Origin of the sequence: Paludisphaera rhizosphaerae (assembly GCF_011065895.1) — a bacterium.
Taxonomy (GTDB): Bacteria; Planctomycetota; Planctomycetia; order Isosphaerales; family Isosphaeraceae; genus Paludisphaera; species Paludisphaera rhizosphaerae.
Genome location: NZ_JAALCR010000009.1, coordinates 43,845 through 64,441, shown reverse-complemented (window position 1 = coordinate 64,441; position 20,597 = coordinate 43,845). Strand labels below are relative to the sequence as shown.

Genomic DNA, 20,597 nt, shown 5'->3' with positions numbered 1-20,597 from the left:
CAAGCCTACTCCTGCGCCTTGACGAATTCATAACCATCGGGCTATGATTCCGCCATGCCTGCGGCACCGGACGAGGTCTTCAGGGCGCTTGGCGATCCGACGCGGCGAGCCATCTTCGAGAGGCTGGCCGGCGAGGGGGAGCAGACGGTGCGCGCGCTGACGGACTACGCCGGGATCTCGCAGCCGGCGGTGTCGAAGCACCTGGGGGTCTTGAAGGCGGCGGGGCTGGTTCGCGACCGTCCCGAGGGGCGTCAGACCCACTACAGCGCCGACCCGAACGGTCTGGCGCCGCTGGCCAACTGGATGAAGGTCTACGGCAAGTTCTGGCTCGACCGGTTCGACAAGCTGGAACAACTCCTGGAGGAGATGGACTGATGCCCGAAGCCGCCTCGCGTTCGATCGTCGTGGAGCGGGTGATGTCGCATCCGCCCGAGAAGGTCTGGCGGGCGCTCACCGAGGGCCCTCTCATCGAGCGTTGGCTCATGGCGAACGACTTCCAGCCGGTCCCGGGCCATCGCTTCAACTTCCGAGCCGAGCCGCGTCCCCAGTGGAACGGCGTGACGGACTGCGAGGTGCTGACCGTCGAGCCTCTGAAAAAGCTCTCCTACCGCTGGCGGTCCTCGGGCGAGGAGGCCGCCGACGGCCTGGACACCGTCGTCACCTGGACGCTGGAGCCCGCCGTGGGCGGCACCCTCGTGAGGATGGAACACGCAGGCTTCCGCGCCGAGGACGACGGCTTCTACAAGGGCGCGGGCTACGGCTGGCCGAAGTTCGTCGACGGCCTCGAACGCGTCGCGGCCGAGTTGGGCTGAGCCGCAATATTTCCAAGAATCAGGAGGTTCTCATGAATCCGCGAGGGATCGCTTACTGGGTCGCCACGGTCCTCACCGCCTTCGTCTTCCTGTCGGGAGGCGTGATGCAGTCCATCGGCGCCGCGCCCGCGGTGCTGGGGATCACCGAACTGGGCTACCCCGCCTACTTCGCCACGATCCTGGGCGTCTGGAAGATCCTGGGGGCGCTGGTCGTGCTCGCTCCTCGCTGTCCGCTGTTGAAGGAATGGGCCTACGCCGGGATGGCCTTCAACATGACCAGCGCGGCCGCGTCCCACGCCGCGGTCGGCCATCCGACGGCCAAGGTGATCACGCCGCTCGTCATCCTGGGGATCGTCGCCGCCTCGTGGGCTCTCCGGCCGGCGAGCCGCAGGCTGTCGATCGTCTCGACCACGCCGGCGACGATCCTGGAGGCTGCCGCCTGAGCGCCGTCACGCGCTCTTGCTGAGGAAGACGTGGTTCGCCCGTTCGCCGGCGACGCTCTCGACGCACCGGTATCCCAGGGCCTTCAGGTCGAGCCCGGCCATCAGGTTCTCGCCCGAGCCCAGCAGGACCGGCCGAACGGCGAGATGCAGGTCGTCGACGAGCCCCGCTTGAAGATACTGCCGGATGGTTGCGACCCCGCCGCCGAGGCGGACGTCGCGACCGCCGGCGGCTTCCTTCGCTCGCCTCAGCGCCTCGTGGATGCCCTCGGTGACGAAGTGGAAGACCGTCCCGCCGGCCATCTCCAGAGTCGGGCGAGGGTGATTCGTCAGCACGAAGACGGGGACGTGATAGGGCGGCTCGTCGCCCCACCAGCCCTTCCAGTTCTCGTCGGGCCAGGGCCCCCGGATCGGGCCGAACATGTTCCGCCCCAGAATCCAGGCGCCGAAGTTCTCGAACCCCTTCGCCGCCATCCGGTCGTCGACGCCCGTCTCGCCGTCGCCCTGACCGTGCATCGTCCTCCAGACCCGCGTCGGGAAGAACCACTCCATCAACTCGAACCCGCCCACGCCAAGCGGATTCTCCAGGCTCTGATTCGGCCCGGCGCTGAAGCCGTCGAGGGACGTCGCGAAGCTCTGGACGCGTAGTTTGGACATCGGTTCCCTCCGAAGGGTGCGGGTTCAGTCACCCGCATCGAGTTCAGGGCATGACAGTCCCGTCAGCGTAACGATCGACGTTGCAGGCGACCCCTCGAACAACGCCGCACGTTGGGAAGCCGTCGCCGTGAACATAGGAATAACGCCACCAGGCGTGCTCGTGGCCGATATTCGGCCGACCAGCGTAGCGGACCATCTCCTCCCGTGAGATCGGCCAGAACAGGAACCACGTCGTCTGGACGTCCTTCCGTGCCCGGCAGGTGTGGCAGGAGAGACGATCCCTCTGCCAGCGAGGAGTGAGGACGATCGCCACGATGAAGACGAGCATCACGATGGTCAGCCAACTCGAAATTCTGGCCATCATCGTTCGTCCCCGCAAAGCGAGGCGTCGAAATTGCCTCGTCCGTTCGTCGCAAATCGCCCGAACAGGAATTGCAAACCGAGACCATTATATCTGTAGAGAGCACTGAACCGCATCAGTTCGAGCGAGACGCGGAGATGACGATTCGCAGGGTCGAAAAGTGATCGAACGGACCCACCAATTCGAGGCGGTTTTCCCCGATCAACTCCCGTCAGATCAGGGGGTTGCGGCCGATGGGTTCGGTCGTCGGGTCAGGCAAACGGAGCCGACGCAGGGTGGTTGGGAAAGCGTCGCCGATCGCATGGCCACCCAAGGGTGGCCATGGCACCCAGGACGAGCTGAGATGGGAAGAAATGACGTGAAGACGCCGCGAAAACCGGCCGAACGAAGCCATTGCACGACGACCCTTTTCTGCCATCAAAACCCGATCCGCTATGAGGTTCCGTCCGACGGGTTCGATGAGTGGCCTCCGCAAACGAAGCCGGCGCGCGGGTGGCGGCGGGGGGTGGGGCGCGCTAGAGTGCGGGAGGATCGGGGAGGTCCGATCCGACCGGATTCGACGGGATGGTGCGACATGAACGCGATGCGGATCTTGGCGGCGGCGACGGTGGCTACGGCGATCGGGCAGGGGGCCTCGGCGGAGGAGTGGACCGTCGGCTCGCCGGGGGGGAAGGCGGCGATCGTCGTCAGGTTGGAGGACGGGAGGCTGTCGTACTCGGCCGTTTGCGGCGGGTTGACTGTCATCGAGAACTCGCCGCTGGGGATCGTCCGCGAGGACGCGGACCTCCGGGAAGGGCTGTCGCTGGTCCAGGCCGGGGCCGTTGAGGCGGGCGAGGAGGCGTATTCCAAGCCGCACGGCAAGCGGATGAAGGTCGTCGACCGCTGGAACGGCCGGGTGCTGGCCTTCCGCGACGGCGCGGGGCACGCGCTGGAGCTTCATCTGCGAGCTTTCGACGACGCCGTTGCGTTCCGCTATCGCTTCCCCGAGCAGGACGACCAGATGCGGGTCGTGAAGGGAGAGCGGACCGCCTTCCGCCTGCCGCCGGGGACCAAGGTCTGGGCCCACCCGCACGACGACCCCTCGGGCTACACCCCGGCCTATGAGGAGACCTGGCTCGGCCCGCTCGCGGCCGGGACTCCCGCCCCCAGGGCGGCCGGATGGTCGTTCCCCCTCCTGTTCGAGACCCCCAACAAGCGCTGGGGACTCATCACCGAGGCCGCCACGGACGGCACCTACTGCGGCACGCGACTCGGCCAGAAGCCCGAGGGGACGACCTACGCCATCCGCTTTCCCGACGCCGGCGAAGGGAACAGCGTGGGCGACGTCGCGCCGAAGTCGAAACTTCCCTGGGCCGGCCCCTGGCGTGTCGTGATCGTGGGCGATTCCCTCGCGCCGATCGTCGAGACGACGGTCGTCGAGAGTCTCAATCCGCCGTCGCTCGTCAAGGACGAGAGCTGGATCAAGCCCGGTCGGGCCTCGTGGAGCTGGCTGTTCGACCCGGACAGCCCGCAGGACGCAACGAAGCTCAAGGCGTTCGTCGACCTCGCCGCCGAGATGACCTGGGAATACTCCCTGATCGACGCCAACTGGGACATCATGAAGCACGGCACCGTCCACGACGTGATCGCGCACGCCCAATCGAAGGGCGTGGGGATCACGATGTGGTACAACTCGGGCGGTCCCCACAACCCCGTGACCGAGCGTCCCCGAGGCCTGATGGACCAGAAGCCCATCCGTCGGGCCGAGTTCAAGCGGCTGGCCGAGTGGGGCGTCAAGGGCGTGAAAATCGACTTCTTCCAGAGCGACAAGCAGAACGTCATCGCCCTCTATCACGACATCCTCAAGGACGCCGCCGACTTCAAGATCATGGTCGACTTCCACGGCTGCACCCTGCCGCGCGGGTGGTCCAGGACCTATCCCCACCTCATGACGCTGGAAGCCGTGCAGGGGGAGGAGAACTACCAGTTCAACAAGTCGTATCCCGAGAAAGCCCCGAAGCACAACGCGATCCTGCCGTTCACCCGGAACGTCGTCGGCCCGATGGACATGACCCCGGTCATGCTCCGCAACAATCGCAACCCCCGCCGCACGACGGCCGGCCACGAGATGGCCACCGCCGTCGTCTTTGAGACTGGCTGGCTCCACTTCGCCGGCGGCCCCGAGGAATACCGCGAGCTGGCCGAAGTCCCCAGGAACTTCCTCAAGACGGTCCCCGCCGCCTGGGACGACACCCGGTTCGTCCAGGGCGAGCCCGGCGACCTGTGCGTGCTCGCTCGACGCTCGGGCGACCGCTGGTACCTCGCCGGTCTCGAAGGAGCGGGGACGGCCCGCGAGCTAGCGCTGAAGCTGCCGTTCCTCGGCGATGGATCGTGGTCGGCTACGGTCATCGAGGACGGCTCCGGCCCCGGCGGCCTCTCGGACCGTTCGGTCGAGCTGAAGCCCGGCGCGACGCTGGACCTCGCCGTGAGACCTCGGGGAGGGTTCGTCGCCGTGCTGTCGCGAAAACCCTAACCCCAGCCGGCCCGGCCACGTCGTCGGAGTCGTCGAAGAGGCTGAAGTCAAGAGGATGCAGCGGCGAGGCTCCCGAGCGGCCTGTTTCTTACTTTTCCATTCTTTAACGATAGGATCTTCCGTCCCCGCTTCCTACTGGATACGCTGACGTTCACGAAGGGATCGAAGTTCGCGCACGACCGGCACAAAAGCCCCCGGAGCGACTGCGAACCGATCAGTGCCGCACTGCACGCAAGGGAAGGGGGGAGCCCAGCCGCCATGAGCCGCCGGCCCGAGGACGCCTCTACGGCCTTCACGCCTGAACCTCAGCGGCTGATCGTCTCAGCCTGCGAGAGCTTCCAGATGGCGTGGCGGCATGCTCCTCGGCCCACGATCGAGGCCTACCTTCAGGGGTTGAAGACGACTCAGCGATCGGCCGTGCTGCAAGAGCTGGTCTCCCTGGAAGTTGAGTTGCGGTCCGCCGATGGGGACCTCCCCACCTGCGAGGAGTACCGGGAGAGGTTCCCGGACGACGTCCTGGCGATCGAGGCGGCCTTCGATTCGATGCTGGGAGCCCCCGGCCCCGACGCGGCGCCGAGCGTCTGGGTCGAGGCCGTCGATACGCTCGGCGACGTCCCTCCCGTCGATGTTCAGATTTACGAGGACGAAGAGCCGCTTCCAATACGTCTGGGTCGCTATCGGGTTCTGCGTTGGCTGGGACGTGGAGGCTTCGGGAACGTCTATCTGGCCTACGACGACGACCTCGACCGCCCCGTGGCCATCAAGGTGCCGACGAGCCGGGCAATGTCGTTCCCAGGCCACCTGGAGACGCTCCTCTCCGAGGCGAGGCTGGCGGCCGGGCTCCAGCACCCCGGGATCGTCTGCGTCTACGACGTGGTCCGCAGCGACGGCGACGGCCCAGCGTTCATCGTCATGGAGTACGTCGAAGGACCGACGCTCTCCGAGATCCTGCGTCAAGGGGGCGTGGAGTTGGTTCGGGCGGCCTCGTTGATCGCCGAGGCCGCCGAGGCCATGCACCACGCCCACCAGGCGGGCCTGGTCCATCGCGACCTCAAGCCCTCAAACCTCATGATCGACGTCCGGGGGCGGGTGCGAGTGGCGGATTTCGGTCTGGCCATCACCGAGGCCGGTCGGGAAGACGTCCCCTGGCAGGTCGCCGGCACGCCGATGTACATGGCCCCCGAACAGGTCCGGGGCGAGTCCCACCGCCTGAAGGGGGGGACGGACATCTGGGCCCTGGGCGTGATTTTTTACCAACTCCTGACAGGCCGCCCGCCGTTCGGCGATCGGGGCCATTCGACGCTCTTCGACGAGATCCTCCGTCGTCAGCCGAAGCCCCCCCGGCAGATCAACGAGGAGATCCCCAGGGAACTGGAGCGGATCTGCCTCAAATGCCTGGTGAAGCGGATGTCCGACCGCTATGGGTCGGCCTTGGATTTGGCGGAGGACCTGCGGGCCTGGCTGAGCTCGAACGCCTTGGAGATCGCCTCCGGAACGTTCCAGCCGGAGACGCGCCGGCTTGAGCCCAAGGGGCTGCGAGCCTTCGAGAAGGAGGACGCCGGCTGCTTCCTGGATCTGCTCCCCGGATCCCGAGACCGCGACGGCCTCCCGGAGTCGATCCGTTTTTGGAAGACCCGGATCGAGGAGCGCGACGGCGACGAGACGTTCTCGGTCGGGCTGCTGTACGGGCCCTCGGGATGCGGCAAGTCCTCGCTGCTGCGGGCGGGGCTGCTTCCTCGATTGGACGACGAGATCGTCGTGGCCAACGTCAACGCCGTCCCCGACGACACCGAAACCCGCATCCAGCACGAGCTGCGGAAGCGGCTCCCGAACCTCCCTAAAAACCTGGGGCTGGCGGAAAGCTTCGCCGCGATCCGGGTCGGCGACTATCCCAAGGTCCTCGTCGTGCTCGACCAGTTCGAGCAATGGCTGGCCTTCCACGCGGGAGACCCCTCGTCCCAGATGGTGGACGCCCTGCGACAGTGCGACGGCGGCCGCGTCCAGGCGATCCTCGCGATCCGCGACGATTTCGCGATGGCGACGGCCCGGTTCATGGCGGCGCTTGATGCGCCCATCGTGCAGGGGAAGAACTTCGTCGCGGTCGACACCTTCGACGTCGACCACGCTCGGATGGTCCTGGAACGCTTCGGCCAGGCGTTCGGCCGGCTCCCGGAAGGATCGCCGGGGCCGTCCGACGAGCAACGGCGGTTCCTCGATGCGGTCGCCTCGGGGCTGGCTCGCGACGGCAAGGTCGTGCCGGTCCGCCTCGCGCTGTTCGCTGAGATGGTGAAGAACCGGCCGTGGACCCCGGCGACTCTCGACGAGGCAGGGGGGACCGAGGGGATCGGCGTCAACTTCCTGGAGGAGACGTTCGAGTCGAGGTGGGCCAACCCCGCCCACCGCCTGACAGCCGACGCCGCCCGCGAGATCCTCAAAGCCCTGCTGCCGCGCATCGGTTCGGACATCAAGGGGAACATGCGGTCCTCGATCGAGCTGCGCGAGGCCTGCGGGCTGACCAGCCGGCCCCTGGAGTTCGCGGCCCTGATGCGCGTGCTCGACGGCGAGTTGCGGCTGATTACGCCGACCGACCCTCCCGGTCAGCCCGCCTCCCCCGAGGGCGACACGGCCCCGGAATACTGGCAGTTGACGCACGACTACCTCGTGCCGTCGCTCCGCACCTGGCTCACACGGCGGCAGCGGGAGACCCGCCGCGGCCGCGCCGAACTGCGCCTGGAGGAGTGCGAGGCCATCTGGTCCTCCCGTCGCGAACGGCGGATGCTGCCGACGCTCCGGGAATGGACCGAGGTCCGAACCCGGACCGACCGCTCGCAATGGACCCAGCCCCAGCGTGAAATGATGAGTCGGGCCGGCCGGACGCACGGGCTGCGATTGGCCTTCAGCGGTGCGGCGACGGCGGGGGCTCTGGCTCTCATCCTGGCCGGATTCTGGCGGGAAGAGCAGATCCGCAGCGAGCACCGGGCCGAGACGTTGGTGGAGCGCGTTCGCGTCGCCGGCGTCGTCGAGCTTCCCGGACTGGCCGAGGACGTGCGGCGGGAGCCGGAGTCGATCATCGACAGGCTCCGGGCCGTCGCCGAGGATCCTCGCAATTCTCAGAGCGAACGGCTGCGTGCGACTTACACGATCGTCGACCGCGCCGGCCCCGACGCCGACCGATTGGTGGAGTTCGCGACCACCGCCAGCCCGGAGGAGCTCGCGGCGATCCGCGAGCGACTCGCCCCGTTCGCATCCACGCTGATCGGCTCGCTCTGGCGGCAGGCCGAACAGAAGCCCGCCGAGCCTCTGGCGCAGCTCCGAATTGCGGCGCTGCTGGCCGCCTTCGACTCGGAGGGCGACCGCTGGCAAGGCCTGGCGCCGCCGATCGTCGAGACCCTGCTGACCGCCCAGACGCTCAACCTCGACGCCTGGGCCAATCTGCTCCGTCCCGCGACCGACCGGTTGACGCCACTGCTCCAGAGCCTGTACCTCGACCCCTCGGCCACGTCCGCCGCTCGCGTGAACGCGGCCCGCGTGCTGTCTCGACTCGCGGACGCCAAGCTGTTCTCCGAGTTGCTGCTGCGCGCGGACGCTCCCGAGTTCGTCATCCTCTTCTCCGCCGCCGGCAACCACCGTGACGACGTCGTCGCGGCGGCGAGGAAGGCGCTCGTCGACTGGCAGACCGCCCACGAAGGCAACCGCCGCGAGTTGGCCGTGCGAGGCCGAAACGCCGTCGCGGCCCTCATCCAACTCGGCCGCAGCGACGACCTCCAGGCGTTCCTCGCCGACTCGGTCGATCCGACCGTTCGGACGAAAGTGATCCTGGAGATCCGGGATCTGGGCGTACCGCCCGAACCCCTCTTCGATCTCCTCGGCCGCTGGAGCGAGCCGACGGCGCGTCAGGCCCTGCTGCTGGCCCTCGAGCCCTACCAGGCTCGCGAATGGCCTGCCGGGGTCCGCGCCTCGTTCGTGGAACACTTGCGAAGTTCGGCCCTCGACGCCCTCAACCAGTCGGAACGCTCCGCGGCCCGCTGGCTGTTGGACCGGTGGGGCGTGGATCTCCCCACCCCGCCGGAGCCGCCTGGCCGTCCGACGCCTCCCACGACTAAGGAACTCGCGGGGCGCGACTGGTGGACCACCCCACATGGGCATACGATGGTCATCCTGAACGGCCCCGGGGGAGGCCGCTTCGCGATCAGCGCCCACGAAGTGAGCCTCGGTCAATTCCGGAGCTTCCGCGAGCCCGCGCCGACCAATGACGGCCTGCCCAGAGCGGACACCGACAACTCGCTCCCGGCTTTCAGCATCACCTTTATCGACGCGATGCAGTACTGCCGCTGGCTTAGCGAAAAGGAAGAGATCCCCAAGGATCAGATGTGCTACCCCGACATCGATGAGATCAAGGAGGAACATGCGATCCTCACTCCGGATCGACTCCGACGGCATGGTTATCGCCTGGCCATCGAGGCGGAGTGGGAACAGGGACTCGGCAAGGCCGGAACACCCTGGTTCACCGGCTGGGACGAACAACAGCTTCCCGAGTTCGCCTGGTACTTAGCCAACTCCGGCGGAATCATCCACCCGATCGGAAAGTTGCGGCCGAACACCCTCGGTCTGTTCGACCTCCTCGGAAACACGACCGAGTGGTGCCACGAGGATCCTCGAGGCATCACCGGCGCGATTCGCGAACACGAACAACGGGTGGATGGCAGCCCATTAGTATCACGGGGCGGGTGTTACAATTGGCCCGCCAAAACGGTTGGTTCATTTCGCAGCTATCACTCTGACGGCTTCCATTACAGCTTCACGGGTTTCCGGATCGTCCGCACCATTCCAGCGGGCCAATAACACGGGAGGGTATCAGGCGTGAATTTCCTTCTGCTCTTCGGAGTCGCTGGCATCTATGCAATCCTGGCGGTCCTGTTGTGGATCGCCGTCGATCTCCGGACGTCGCCAGAGAGGCGGTTCGGAATCATGGGACACATCAACCCTCACGTTCCAGGAGCCAAGGGCCCCACACGGTATTCCACCGTCTGGGAATGGCGCGAGAGCCGTTGGGAGATGATCTCGTCCGACGTCCCGAAAGACGTCGACCCCGGCCCGGCGCCGTCGTACTCGGGCGCCTTCGGCGGGGAAGTGGTCAAGACCTGGGTCGTGGTCCGTCGGTCGTCCTGATCCAACGCCTTCGATCGGTCCCGGCTCGTCCGCACGGGCGACTCTCGCAGTCCGTCCGTGCTCCTCGTGAACCTCGTCCGGTTCCGCGCCGATGTCGTCACTCAACTCCAAGCTCGTCCTGCCGACCGTGGAAACGTGTCGCTGGCGACGGCCCTCCGGCGCGCACGCCCAGGCCGAGTGCGGACTGGCGACGTCGCTGATGGGTCGGGCGGCCGCGGGCCCGGTCGTCGTCGACGACGACGCGTGCGAGGCGTGCTGTCGTTCGTTCCCGCCGACGCGACGGACGCTCAACCCGGTCGTCGCCGGCCTCCTGCACGGAGCCGCCCTGCGCGTCCTGACGCTGGGAGACGACCCCGACGCCGCCCTCGCCCTGGCGACGGCCGAGTCGGCGCTGACCGTTCAGACGCCCGAAGCGTACAGACTCACCCCCGCCCGGGACGTCCTCCCCTGCGCCTGGCGCGGCGGGCCTGTCGACCTGGCGGACGACGAAGGCCCGATCCACCGCTGCGAACACCCCGATCATGACCTGGCCTCGGCCTCGCGATGCCAGGCTTGCCGCGACTGGACCCGACGTCGCCCGATCTCCCCCCGACGGTCGCTCGACGAATTGGTCCCTCCTCCTCCGCGGCGGCACGGCCGACCGGTCCGCAACTGGGCCGTCGGCGTCACCACCGCGCCGAGGCGCCGGCCGACGCTCGACGGCTGCCTCGACGGAATCGTCCGGGCCGGCTGGGACGCCCCCCGCCTGTTCCTCGACGGGACCGTCCGCATCCCCGCTCGCCACGCCCATCTGCCGACCTCCTGGCGTGAGGAGGCCGTCGGCGCCTGGCCCGCGTGGTTCCTGTCATTGACCGAGTTGATCGTCCAGCGTCCCGAGGCCGACGCCTACCTGATGATCCAGGACGACGTCGCGCTCCACGATCACGAACCGCTCCGCGACTACCTGGAACGCGTCCTCTGGCCGGGCGATCGGCCGGGGCTGGTCTCGCTCTTCCACATCGGGCCTGAGGCGACGTGGGGATGGCGGCTGAACGTCGATCCCAACCGGCTCAGCGCGCAAGCACTGTTGTTCCCCCCCGATCTGGCCCGCGCGCTGGTCGCCGATCCGACGGTCGTTCGAGCCGTCCTCGACTCGTCGGCCGACCACCACACTCCGATCCCGGACGTCCTCAACATCTGGCTCGCCCGCCGCTCGATCGACTGCTGGCACACGACGCCCAGTCTCGTGCAGCACGTCGGCGACGTCAGCGCGATCTGGGACGAGGCCGCTCTCACCTCCGACCGCCGCGCCCCCTGGTTCACCGGCGGCGTCGACGAGGCCTTCGCCCTGGAAGAAGACCTCGCCCGCTTCCCGGAAGAGGCCTTCCCCTGCGACCCCGCCGACAGCGACGACTATCTACGACGAGTCGAGCGGGGGTGGGAGCGCATGCGAAGATCGTCCGTCGCCGTCATCGCGAACTGCCGTGACGCCCGCCGACTGCTCCCCCGGTTGGCCGCTCGCGCGGAACGGCTAGGGAGCCTGTTCGAGGACTATCGGATCACGGCGCTCGATCAAGGATCGACCGACGCGACCCGCGAATTCCTCGACGACTGGCGGGCCTCGAACCCCCGCGTCGGGATCGTGGAATCCCAGGCGAGCGATATCGCCGCATGCTTTCAGCGCCATGTAATCCCGGCCTCGGCCGACTTCGAATACGCCGTCGTCGTTGATGCGGAGGCTGCGGGGGGCTGGAGCTACGAAGGTTTGGCCCACACCTTCGGCGACGACGACTGGGACTTCGTCGGCTCGTGCGACCTGATCCGAGGGCCGGCCGAGCAAACCGTCGTCGGCCCCTGGGTTCTCAAGGAAGCCAGTCCTTCTCGGTGGTTCGCCGCCCGTCCCTCGGAGCCGCCGAAGCGGGGCCAATCGATGACGCCGATCACGACGCCCCGAGGCGGCCTGGGCGTCCATCGAACGGCTTACTTGAAGGCCGGCAAGCTTCGTAGCGCCGGCCGACTCTTTGTGAACCCCAACCAGATCGCCCTCTATTCGCCTGAGTGAACGGGGAAAACGCCCTGGACGCCCCTCGGAGAAGCCTGTGACGACGTTCCAGCGCAAGCATGGGATCCTGGTGGCCACGATCGCCTCTTACAAGAAGCTGCCGCCGTCGGCCGAGTGGATGCTGGAGAGCGCCCGCCGCAACGGGATCGAGGTCACGCTCCTCGGCCAGGGGCAGTCGTACCCGTGCCATCGGATCAAGACCCGGCTCGTGGCCGACCATCTGCGCGAGCACCTCGAGTATCGGTACGTCCTTCAGGTCGACCTCCGCGACGTCGTCTTCTGCGCGTCGATCCGCGAGATCTTTCACAAGTACCTCGCCTTCGGCCGAGGCGTCGTCGCCTCCGCCGAGCGAGCCTGCTGGCCGATGCCGTCGTTCAAGCCCCGCAGCCCCGACCTGGGGACGAGCTACCGGTACCTCAACGCCGGCGTCGTCATGGCCTCGCGGGGAGCCTGGCTGTCGGCCTGGGACCTAATGTGCGCCAAGGAACGAGCCCAGAGAGGCGAGCCCCTCGAACGCGGCTATTCCGGTCACCACATCTTCGACTGCGACCAGGCCGCATGGAGCGACCTTTACGTCAACGGCGAGTGCGACGTCGTCCTCGACTCCCGCAGCGAGGTCTTTCAGAACATGTCTCGCTCCGACTCGCTCGTCTACCAGGAGAATCCCGACCTGGTGTTCGAGGGGCGCCGAGTGGTGAACCGCGAAACCGGGACGCGCCCCTGCCTGATCCATTGCAGCGGCTTTATCCCGATGGGGCCGCTGGCTCGCTACGTCATCGACCCGCCCGTGGCCTGGGTCCGACCGATCGTCGAGCTCATCCGAGCCGAGCCGCTTCCCGCACTACGAGACCCCGAGAGCGTCGAACGGCTGTTGTTGAACGTCGGCCTCGACGACCCCGGCGACGACGACCTGCCGATCGAGCTTCTGCCGTACGCGGGCAAAGGTCTGGGCGTGCGTCGACGGCCCGCGGAGTTCGCAGCGATGTTGACCTGGCTGTCGAGCCGGCCCCCGCTTCGATCGTACGCCGAGATCGGCGTCGGCGAAGGGGGCGCGTTCATCACGACGGTCGAGTATCTCCGCCGCTTCCAACCGCTGGACTTCTCGCTGGCCGTCGGCGGCGGCCTGCCGCCGTTCCTCCTCGACTACGTCTCCCGAGAACGATCGGCCCACCTCATCCGCGCCGACGGAGCCGCCGACGGCCTCCGCGAACTCATGGGAAGAGGCGGCCACGTCGACCTGACCTTCATCGACGCCTATCGCAACGATTGCGACCCCCGCGCTGAGTGGTCGGCCGCCCGCAGCTGCAGCCGATTCGTCGCCATCCAGGGAATCGCGGATCCGGCCCCGAACAACGAAGCACGCAGCCTCTGGGAGGAAATCCGCTCCTCTCACTGCACGACTTATGAGTTCATCGACCAACGATTCGACCCATCGCCCGGCATCGGCCTGGTCGACCTGTCCTCCGACACACTCCACTGATGGAAGCCGCTGTGGCTCCCCGATGGGCCTGTTCGAGGGGGGCGCGGCCGGCAGTCCCTGTGCGAGGCGTTCTCTAAAATCCAGCGGCGGACGATGCAAACGCCTTTCCCCTTGCCAACTAATTCCGGCCCCCGGCCGACGAAAGCGTAATCCTGACTAATCAACTGATCGTGCATATTGTTGACCAAAATCCGGCAACGTCGGCCGGCCCTCGGCGGTAAGCGAAGGGACGCACCGCCTGGAGAATCGGTTGGAGGATCTGTTCCCAACCCGATTGATCGACTGACGCGAGGCCGATGCGTCAGGGGTACGACGACCTGCTTGAGGCCGGGTTTGAAAGGGCTGCGATGTAAGGTTGATCCGCCGACGTCTCATTTCCAGGAGTTCTTTCATGCGAACGTCGCTTTCCAGCCGGACGGGTGTCGTGGTTCTCTTGGCCTGCTCGGTGGGCTTCGTCGGCGGAGTCCTGGTCTCGCACTCGACGCCCTCGTCGCTCGCCGGGGCTTACCAGGCCCCAGCGGGCCATGGGGCGGTCCCCGCCAGCGCCAAGGCGCCAATCCAGGAGATCATGCACTGCCCGCTCGCCTTCGCGGGGGTCCATCTGCTCAAGGATCTGCCTGAGTTTCCTCAGATCGCCTACCACTTCTGCAAGCCCGTGAACGAAGACCTGAATCAGTGCGTCCTCTACGACGGGACGGGGCCGGACGCCAGGCTCATCGGCGTGGAGTATCTCGTCAGCGACGCCGTCTACCAGAAGATGCCCGCCGAGGAGAAGTTGTACTGGCACGACCACAAGTACGAGGTCGACGCCGGCCTCCTCAAGAGCCTCACACAGTCGGGCGAGGAGGAGAAGAAGACCATGGCCGTGGTCCGCACCCTTTGGGGAAAGGTCTATCACACCTGGGCGACGGGCAAGAGCTATCCCGTCGGCCCACCGAAACTCTTCTGGTCGGTGACCGGCGAGGAGCCCTTCGTGCTCGACCCGAAGGTGGTCCTCCCGATCGAACTGGAGGAGCGACGAGCCAAGCGCGGAGAATGACCCGCGCTGGGCGGCTCGGCTCTGAGTCCCTCGACTCAAAGCCGAGTCGCCGATCGCGGTTGCCGCATCGAAAGGAAGCGAAGCATGTTGGACGCCTTGCTGCCCCTTGCGATCCTCGCTCTGTGGATCGCCCTGTTCCGTTGGATCCTGCCCTGGATGGGGATCCCGACCTGCATGAGCGGCGGCTGCGGGCTGCCTCCGCAGACTGAGGCGCAGGAGGTTCCCCCGCGCACGCACCCGGACCGATGAACTAATTCAGCCGGCTTGCCCCAAGCTCACGGCCGTTGGCACGCTGTTGCATCGACGGGGGCTTGATTCCAGGGCATCTTCGCCATCATCGTGGCCAGCGGGCAGAAATCCGTGATCCCGGCGAAGACCAGGCCCGCCCCGCAGAGGCCGGACAGCCAGTTGAACCAGGGATCGACCAGGTAGCCGAGCGTCACGCCCAGAATCACCAGAGCGCCGATCACAATGCGGACCTGCCGATCCAGGGGGAGGGCGAACCTACCCCGTTCGACCGGCAGGCCGGCCTTCTCCCAGGCGAGCAATCCCCCCTCCACGTTCACCACGTCGACGCCCGTTCCGGCCGCCGCCAGGGCTGCGCAGGCCTTCGACGAGCGGGCGCCGCTGCGGCACATGACGTAGAGTGGCTCTCCCGGAAGTCTCCGGCCCGCAATCAGCGCTTTCGGGTCGAACGAGCCCAGAGGCGTGGACTGCGCGATCGGGGCATGGGCCGACCGAAATTCCGCGGGAGTGCGAACGTCAATCAGTTCGATCTCCCCGGCGGCCTGCAACAGATCGTGGAGACGCTGGGGCGTGATGGTCCGCACGGAAGAACCCGAAGGCGTGTTCATGGAGAGAATCCGTCCATCGCGTCGGGCCGCAGCTTCAAAATCCGCCGCTGGACGCCCCGACGTCCGAAGGTACAATTGCACAAAGCACTAAATCTACTATACGACCAATCGGATATAGAAGCGAATCCCATGGCCGCCACCATCCCCGACGAGTTCCTGGTCCGAGTCGCCGAGAAATTCCGGATGCTGGCCGATCCGACCCGGCTGTCGATCCTCCGCGCGCTGACGACCGGGGAGAAGAGCGTGGGGACGGTGGTCTCCGAGACGGGCCAGAACCAGGCGAACGTCTCGAAACACCTGAAGCTCCTGGCTGAGACCGGCATGGTCCTCCGCCGCAAGGAGGGCCTCCAGGTCTTCTACTCGCTGGGCGATCCGCTCATCGAGCAGCTTTGCGAGTTGGTCTGCACCTCGATCGTCCGCGAGGCCGAGTCGCAGGTCGAGGCGAATCGGAAGATGCTGAAAACCTGGCGAGGAAAGCGGGGAACCGGCTGATCGGCGGGCCAGGCACCCACGCCCCTCCCACCGGACGACGCGCCGCGTCGCGCGCCGTCGGCGGGTCACGCAGCCGGTTCGAGATCCGCGGCGTCGCGGCCCGAATCGCCCGAGTGGAGGAGCCAGTAGGTCACGGGAATCACGAAGAGCGTGAAGATCGTCGAGGCGAAGAGCCCGAAGATCAACGACCACGCCAAACCGGAGAAAATCGGGTCGAGCGTGATGGGGATGCTGGAGAGCATCGCCGCGCCGGCGGTTAGTAAGATCGGCCGCATCCGTACCACGCGGCTTTCCATGATCGCGTCGAACAGGGGCCGCCCCTTCTTCACCGACTGGCCGATGAAGTCGACCAGGATGATGGCGTCTCGGGTCACGATGCCCGCCAGGGCGATCATGCCGATCATGGCCGTCGCGGTGAACAAGACCGGGTCTGCGTGACCGCCGACGACCTGTCCGTTCATCGCGTTCAGCAGCCAAAACCCCGGCATCACGCCGAGAACCGTCAGGGGAATGGCCAGCATCACGACGATCGGGATCAGGAACGATCCGGTCTGCATGACGAGGATCACGTAGATCATCGCCATCGCCGCGCCGAAGGCGATCCCCAGGTCGCGGAAGACGTCGATCGTGATCTTCCATTCCCCCTCGCCGCGAAATCCGACGCGGGTTCCCTCGGGGACGGACCAGCCCACGCCGCCGCCGTTGTGGATGAACGTCCGCTCCGCCAGCGGACGCGGAGAAGCCTCGGCGACCCATCCCCCCGGAGACCGCCACGACGCGTCCGGCGCGGACGATCCGTCCAACTGCTGGTCGAAGGTCACGTCGAGGACGCATTCCGCGGGCGTCCTGCCAAGCGTCTCGGCGGTGACGTAGACCACGCGCTCCAGGTTCTTGTGGTAGATCGACTGATCGACGCGCGTTTCCTCCCAGCGGCCCAGCTCCGAGAGCGGAGTGAAATGCCCCGACCGGCCCTTAACCCGGACGACCGCCAGGTCGTACCGGCTGGAGCGGATCGGCCGCGGCAGGCGGACCTCGATCCGCAGAGGGTTCCGTTCGCCGGGGACGCGGACCGTCCCGCCGTCGCCTCCGGAGAGGACGACCTGGAGCGTTCGGGCGATCTCATCGACCGACACCCCGTTCAACGCCGCCTTCTCCTGATCGGTCACGAACACCAGCTTCCGCGCCGGCGCCTCGACCGTGTCATCCACTTCGGCGACTCCCGGCTCGACGGCCAGCCGCCTGGCGACGACGCCGGCCGCCGCCACGAGATCGTCGTACGATTGGTCGGGTCGGCCGGCGACCTCCGCCACCAATGAAGAGAGCACCGGTGGGCCGGGCGGAAGCTCGACGATCTTCAGCCGCGCGCCGTGCCGTTCCGCCCGCTCGGTCAGGCCGTCGTGGAGCCGCAGGGCGATCGCGTGGCTCTGCGCCTCGCGGTGCTTCTTGCCCACGAGGTTCACCCGGATCTCGGCGTTGTGCGGGGCCTGCCGCAGGTAGTAATGCCGCACCAGGCCGTTGAAGTCCATCGGACTGGGGGTCCCGACGTAGCTCACGTACTGGACGACCTCGGGGACCCTGGCCAGCTCGGCCTCCAGGTCGACGACCGCCGCATCGGCCCGTTCGAGCGTCGTCCCTTCGTCGAAGTCGACCACCAGGAGCAATTCGTTCTTGTTGTCGTAGGGGAGCATCTTCAGCGGCACGACGCGCAGGGCCGCAAGGCCGGCTGCTGCCGCGGTCAACAGCGCGATCAGCGTCAGAAACGTCAGCGCGGCCAGCCGGGAGCTGATCAGCGGGGCCATCAGCGGCCGGAAGAACCGATAGAGGAGCGTCGCCCGAATCGCCTCGACGTCGTCCTCGTCCGAGTGACCGTTGGCCGCCGCTCCGTCCGCTCCATGCTTCTTGTGAAGCAACTGGTACGAGAGCCAGGGCGTGATCGTGAACGCGACGACCATCGACATCAGCATCGCGACCGGGACGTTCAGAGCCATGGGGCCCATGTACGGGCCCATCATCCCGGTGATGAAGAACATCGGCAGGAAGCTCACGATCACCGCCAGCGTGGCGCTGATCAGGGGGGGCCGGATCTCGGCCACGGCCTCCAGCACGATGTCCTTCGTCGCCCGGCCGCGCATCGCGAAGTGCCGCGCGATGTTCTCCACGTCGACGATCGGGTCGTCGACCAGGAGGCCCAGCGAGAGGATCAGAGCGAACAGCGTCACTCGGTTGATGGTGTAGCCGAAGAGCAGGTTGACCCCGAGCGTCAGTCCGAAGACCACCGGCACCGCGACCGCGACGATCACTGCCTCGCGCCAGCCCAGGCTCAGGGTCAACAGGGCGATCACGATCGCGATCGCCACCCACAAGCCCTCGACCAGCTCGTTGACCTTCTCGTCGGCCGTCAGGCCCGAGTTTCGGGTGACGATCAGTTGCATGTCCGTCGGGATGACCTCGGCCCGTAGCGTCCTGGCGGCTTCGAGGACGGATTCGGCGATGCCGACCGCGTTGGTCCCCTTCTGCTTGGCGACGGCCAGGGTGACCGCCGGCCGCGAGCCCCCTGCGACCGGGTGAGAATCCTGCGAGCCTTCGTCCTCGCCGATGACCTCGCCGGGAAAACCCTCCGGCGCCTCGAAGCCCCGGGCCGGCCCCCAGCCGTGCCGGACGTAGCTAGTCGCCTCGGCGGGGCCGTCGCGCACGGCGGCCACGTCTCGGAGGAAGACCGGCCGATCCTGGAAGACTCCCACGACCAGTTCATTGAGTCGTTCCGGACGATCCACCGCCACGCCGGCGTCGACGTGAACGACCGCATCGTCCCGCGTGAACTCGCCGGCGGGGCGGGTGACGTTGGCCCCCTGCAGGGCCTTCTGAACCTCCAGGGGGCTCAGCGCGTAAGCCTGGAGCCGTTCCGGGTCGAGGTCGATCCGGATCGACCGGGGTTCGCCGCCGACGGTGTAGGCCCGCGACACCCCCGGAAGCGCCGACAGGCGCTGAACCACTTCCTCGCCAACGCGACGGAGTGTGTACCCGTCCCCTTCGCCCCCCGTCAACGTCAGCGTAACGATCGGCACGTCGTCGATCTCGACCGGCTTGACGACCCACCCTGCAACGCCGGCTGGAATCACGTCCTGGTTCTCGTCGAGCTTCTTGAAGAGCTTCACCAGGCTCCGCTCGCGGTCCTGCCCAACGTAGAACCGGACCGTGATGACGGCCTGGTTCTCCCTGGACGTGCTGTAAACGTATTCCACGCCGTCGATCTGATAGAGAACCTTCTCCAGGGGCGTCGCCGCCAGTTGCTCGACCTGTTCAGCGGAGAAGCCAGGCATGCTGACCAGCACGTCGGCCAGCGGCACGACGATCTGCGGGTCCTCTTCTCGTGCCGTGACCAGCAGGGCCGCGACGCCGATCAGGACCGAGACGACGATCAGGATCAGCGAGAAGTTGTTGTCGAGGAAGACGTGGACTATCCCGTTGAGCAGGTCGTGCCGCTTCGGCTCGGCGGCGTCCTGGCGCGCCTCGTCGGAATCTCCTCGGCTCATGATCCACCCCCGGCCTTGTGGGCGGCATCGCCCCTGAGGAGAACGACCGATTCCCCTTCCTTCAGCCCGGAGAGGACCTCCCGGCCCTCGCCGAGGGTGCGGCCCAGTTGAACGACCCTGCGATTGACTCGGCCGTCCTCGACGACGTCCACCTCGTCGAGCTGGCCGACCCGACGGACGGCCGCAGACGGCAGAACCAGAACCTCCTCATCCTCCAGGGGGATGAAGATCCGGCCGAACATGCCGCTGTAGACGTTGGGCGGACACGGACCGGTCACCTTGACCTGAAAGGACCGACTCTCGGCCTGGGCCTCGGGAACGATCTCGCTGACCGTCGCGTGACATTCCACGTCGAGCGTGTCCAGCCGCGCGGCCAGTTCCTGCCCGGGGCTCAAATGCACGGCGAGCGACTCGCGCACCGTGGCGATCATCTGCATCCGGGTCGGGTCGTACATGGTTACCAGCGCCTGTCCAGGGCTGACGGTGTCGCCGGCGTTGACCTGCTTGTCCACGATTCGCCCCGCGATCGGTGCGAGCACCGTGGCGTACGACTCCATGATCCGGGCCTCCTCCACCGCCCGGTGGGCGCGGTCGCGCTCGGCCTTGGCCGTCTGCTGGGATGTGGCCGCCTGGTCGAGCTCGCTCTGCGTGCTCGCCTCTCGGGCTCGGAGCCGCCGAACCCGCCCCAGCTCGACTTCCGACTGGTTGTACTTGGCCTCGGCCGCCGCCTCCTCGGCGAGAGCCTGCTGCAGCCGGGACTGGAGATCCGCCTTGTCCAGAACGACCAGCACGTCCCCCTGCTTGACGTCCTGGCCCGCCTTCACACGGACCTCCTCGACCCGCGCGAGAATCTTGGAACCGACTACCGCCTCGTGAACGGCGCGGACGGTCCCGACGGCCGACTCTCGGCGGGGCCGACGGACCCGTTTCACCGCCGCCACCTCCGACCCGGTCGGCGCCGGCGGCGCCGCCGCATACGGCGACGTCCCGACCTTGACCTTCGGCTCGAAGACGCCGGCCAGCTCCATCATCAGGACCGCCACCCCGATCGTGAACGCCGTCGCGAGCGTCGCCGTCAAGAACACCCGTTTGTAGCGCCGGCCCCGATCGGCCGCCCCTCTCGACGCGGAGGTCATCGTTCACCTCTTCATCGTCACAGACTCCTGGGCGATTCCTTCGAGAGGCCGATTCCTCCCGAGAACACCCG

General features: G+C 67.2%; 16 protein-coding genes. 11 read left to right on the top strand and 5 right to left on the bottom strand.

Annotated features, from left to right (window positions below; all coding sequences use genetic code 11):
* Positions 1-54: 54 nt before the first annotated feature.
* Genes G5C50_RS13345 through G5C50_RS13335 form a run of 3 tightly spaced genes read left to right on the top strand, consistent with a single transcriptional unit; the run spans position 55 to position 1,255 of the window.
* A complete protein-coding gene (locus G5C50_RS13345; protein ID WP_165070076.1) occupies positions 55-375 on the top strand; it encodes an ArsR/SmtB family transcription factor in 321 nt (106 codons plus the stop codon).
* A complete protein-coding gene (locus G5C50_RS13340) occupies positions 375-812 on the top strand; it encodes an SRPBCC family protein (protein WP_165070073.1) in 438 nt (145 codons plus the stop codon). The genes G5C50_RS13345 and G5C50_RS13340 overlap by 1 nt, the downstream gene beginning before the upstream one ends.
* A gap of 32 nt (positions 813-844) precedes the next feature.
* The gene (locus tag G5C50_RS13335) at positions 845-1,255 is read left to right on the top strand and encodes a DoxX family protein (protein ID WP_165070071.1); all 411 of its coding nucleotides are present in this window, start codon (positions 845-847) and stop codon (positions 1,253-1,255) included.
* Positions 1,256-1,261: 6 nt separating this feature from the next.
* Here the strand turns inward: G5C50_RS13335 and G5C50_RS13330 are convergent, their stop codons facing one another.
* Together G5C50_RS13330 and G5C50_RS13325 are read right to left on the bottom strand one after the other, a co-directional pair.
* The gene (locus G5C50_RS13330) at positions 1,262-1,909 is read right to left on the bottom strand and encodes a dihydrofolate reductase family protein (RefSeq protein WP_165070068.1); all 648 of its coding nucleotides are present in this window, start codon (positions 1,907-1,909) and stop codon (positions 1,262-1,264) included.
* 43 nt (positions 1,910-1,952) lie between these two features.
* Entirely contained in the window at positions 1,953-2,270 is a 318-nt protein-coding gene (locus G5C50_RS13325; protein WP_165070066.1) for a hypothetical protein, read from the bottom strand.
* A 574-nt stretch (positions 2,271-2,844) separates the two neighbouring features.
* On the opposite strand from G5C50_RS13325, the gene G5C50_RS13320 reads away from it, so the two are divergent.
* The 7 genes from G5C50_RS13320 (at position 2,845) to G5C50_RS13290 (ending at position 14,760) form a co-directional block, all read left to right on the top strand.
* Positions 2,845-4,782, top strand: coding sequence for a glycoside hydrolase family 97 protein (locus G5C50_RS13320; RefSeq protein WP_165070063.1), 1,938 nt, complete (start codon positions 2,845-2,847; stop codon positions 4,780-4,782).
* Positions 4,783-5,040: 258 nt separating this feature from the next.
* Positions 5,041-9,624, top strand: coding sequence for a bifunctional serine/threonine-protein kinase/formylglycine-generating enzyme family protein (locus G5C50_RS13315; RefSeq protein WP_165070060.1), 4,584 nt, complete (start codon positions 5,041-5,043; stop codon positions 9,622-9,624).
* Between the two features lie 18 nt (positions 9,625-9,642).
* Positions 9,643-9,951, top strand: coding sequence for a hypothetical protein (locus G5C50_RS13310; RefSeq protein ID WP_165070058.1), 309 nt, complete (start codon positions 9,643-9,645; stop codon positions 9,949-9,951).
* Between the two features lie 91 nt (positions 9,952-10,042).
* Positions 10,043-11,992, top strand: coding sequence for a glycosyltransferase family protein (locus tag G5C50_RS13305; protein ID WP_165070055.1), 1,950 nt, complete (start codon positions 10,043-10,045; stop codon positions 11,990-11,992).
* Between the two features lie 37 nt (positions 11,993-12,029).
* Positions 12,030-13,472 carry a glycosyltransferase domain-containing protein gene (locus tag G5C50_RS13300; RefSeq protein ID WP_165070052.1) on the top strand — a complete coding sequence of 481 codons (1,443 nt, stop codon included), beginning with the start codon at positions 12,030-12,032 and terminating at the stop codon, positions 13,470-13,472.
* 391 nt (positions 13,473-13,863) lie between these two features.
* Positions 13,864-14,511 carry a DUF1264 domain-containing protein gene (locus tag G5C50_RS13295; protein ID WP_165070049.1) on the top strand — a complete coding sequence of 216 codons (648 nt, stop codon included), beginning with the start codon at positions 13,864-13,866 and terminating at the stop codon, positions 14,509-14,511.
* A gap of 84 nt (positions 14,512-14,595) precedes the next feature.
* Positions 14,596-14,760 carry a hypothetical protein gene (locus G5C50_RS13290; protein WP_165070046.1) on the top strand — a complete coding sequence of 55 codons (165 nt, stop codon included), beginning with the start codon at positions 14,596-14,598 and terminating at the stop codon, positions 14,758-14,760.
* A gap of 26 nt (positions 14,761-14,786) precedes the next feature.
* Here G5C50_RS13290 and G5C50_RS13285 read toward each other — a convergent pair whose 3' ends face one another.
* Positions 14,787-15,365: a rhodanese-like domain-containing protein gene (locus G5C50_RS13285; RefSeq protein ID WP_206107685.1), complete on the bottom strand. Its 579-nt coding sequence runs from the start codon at positions 15,363-15,365 to the stop codon at positions 14,787-14,789.
* 129 nt (positions 15,366-15,494) lie between these two features.
* Here G5C50_RS13285 and G5C50_RS13280 point away from each other — a divergent pair, with 129 nt between their 5' ends.
* The gene (locus G5C50_RS13280) at positions 15,495-15,857 is read left to right on the top strand and encodes an ArsR/SmtB family transcription factor (RefSeq protein ID WP_165070043.1); all 363 of its coding nucleotides are present in this window, start codon (positions 15,495-15,497) and stop codon (positions 15,855-15,857) included.
* Positions 15,858-15,922: 65 nt separating this feature from the next.
* Here G5C50_RS13280 and G5C50_RS13275 read toward each other — a convergent pair whose 3' ends face one another.
* Together G5C50_RS13275 and G5C50_RS13270 are read right to left on the bottom strand one after the other, a co-directional pair.
* Complete coding sequence (locus G5C50_RS13275; protein WP_165070040.1) at positions 15,923-19,390, bottom strand: efflux RND transporter permease subunit; 3,468 nt, start codon at positions 19,388-19,390, stop codon at positions 15,923-15,925.
* Complete coding sequence (locus G5C50_RS13270) at positions 19,387-20,526, bottom strand: efflux RND transporter periplasmic adaptor subunit (RefSeq protein ID WP_165070037.1); 1,140 nt, start codon at positions 20,524-20,526, stop codon at positions 19,387-19,389. Before G5C50_RS13270 ends, G5C50_RS13275 begins: the two co-directional genes overlap by 4 nt.
* Between the last annotated feature and the right edge of the window lie 71 nt (positions 20,527-20,597).

What these genes read in the sequence shown, in the direction of transcription:
- G5C50_RS13345 (WP_165070076.1), top strand. Translation starts at nt 55, where the DNA reads ATGCCTGCGGCACCGGACGAGGTCTTCAGGGCGCTTGGCGATCCGACG.
- G5C50_RS13340 (WP_165070073.1), top strand. Translation starts at nt 375, where the DNA reads ATGCCCGAAGCCGCCTCGCGTTCGATCGTCGTGGAGCGGGTGATGTCG.
- G5C50_RS13335 (WP_165070071.1), top strand. Translation starts at nt 845, where the DNA reads ATGAATCCGCGAGGGATCGCTTACTGGGTCGCCACGGTCCTCACCGCC.
- G5C50_RS13330 (WP_165070068.1), bottom strand. Translation starts at nt 1,909, where the DNA reads ATGTCCAAACTACGCGTCCAGAGCTTCGCGACGTCCCTCGACGGCTTC.
- G5C50_RS13325 (WP_165070066.1), bottom strand. Translation starts at nt 2,270, where the DNA reads ATGGCCAGAATTTCGAGTTGGCTGACCATCGTGATGCTCGTCTTCATC.
- G5C50_RS13320 (WP_165070063.1), top strand. Translation starts at nt 2,845, where the DNA reads ATGAACGCGATGCGGATCTTGGCGGCGGCGACGGTGGCTACGGCGATC.
- G5C50_RS13315 (WP_165070060.1), top strand. Translation starts at nt 5,041, where the DNA reads ATGAGCCGCCGGCCCGAGGACGCCTCTACGGCCTTCACGCCTGAACCT.
- G5C50_RS13305 (WP_165070055.1), top strand. Translation starts at nt 10,043, where the DNA reads ATGTCGTCACTCAACTCCAAGCTCGTCCTGCCGACCGTGGAAACGTGT.
- G5C50_RS13295 (WP_165070049.1), top strand. Translation starts at nt 13,864, where the DNA reads ATGCGAACGTCGCTTTCCAGCCGGACGGGTGTCGTGGTTCTCTTGGCC.
- G5C50_RS13290 (WP_165070046.1), top strand. Translation starts at nt 14,596, where the DNA reads ATGTTGGACGCCTTGCTGCCCCTTGCGATCCTCGCTCTGTGGATCGCC.
- G5C50_RS13285 (WP_206107685.1), bottom strand. Translation starts at nt 15,365, where the DNA reads ATGAACACGCCTTCGGGTTCTTCCGTGCGGACCATCACGCCCCAGCGT.
- G5C50_RS13280 (WP_165070043.1), top strand. Translation starts at nt 15,495, where the DNA reads ATGGCCGCCACCATCCCCGACGAGTTCCTGGTCCGAGTCGCCGAGAAA.
- G5C50_RS13275 (WP_165070040.1), bottom strand. Translation starts at nt 19,390, where the DNA reads ATGAGCCGAGGAGATTCCGACGAGGCGCGCCAGGACGCCGCCGAGCCG.
- G5C50_RS13270 (WP_165070037.1), bottom strand. Translation starts at nt 20,526, where the DNA reads ATGACCTCCGCGTCGAGAGGGGCGGCCGATCGGGGCCGGCGCTACAAA.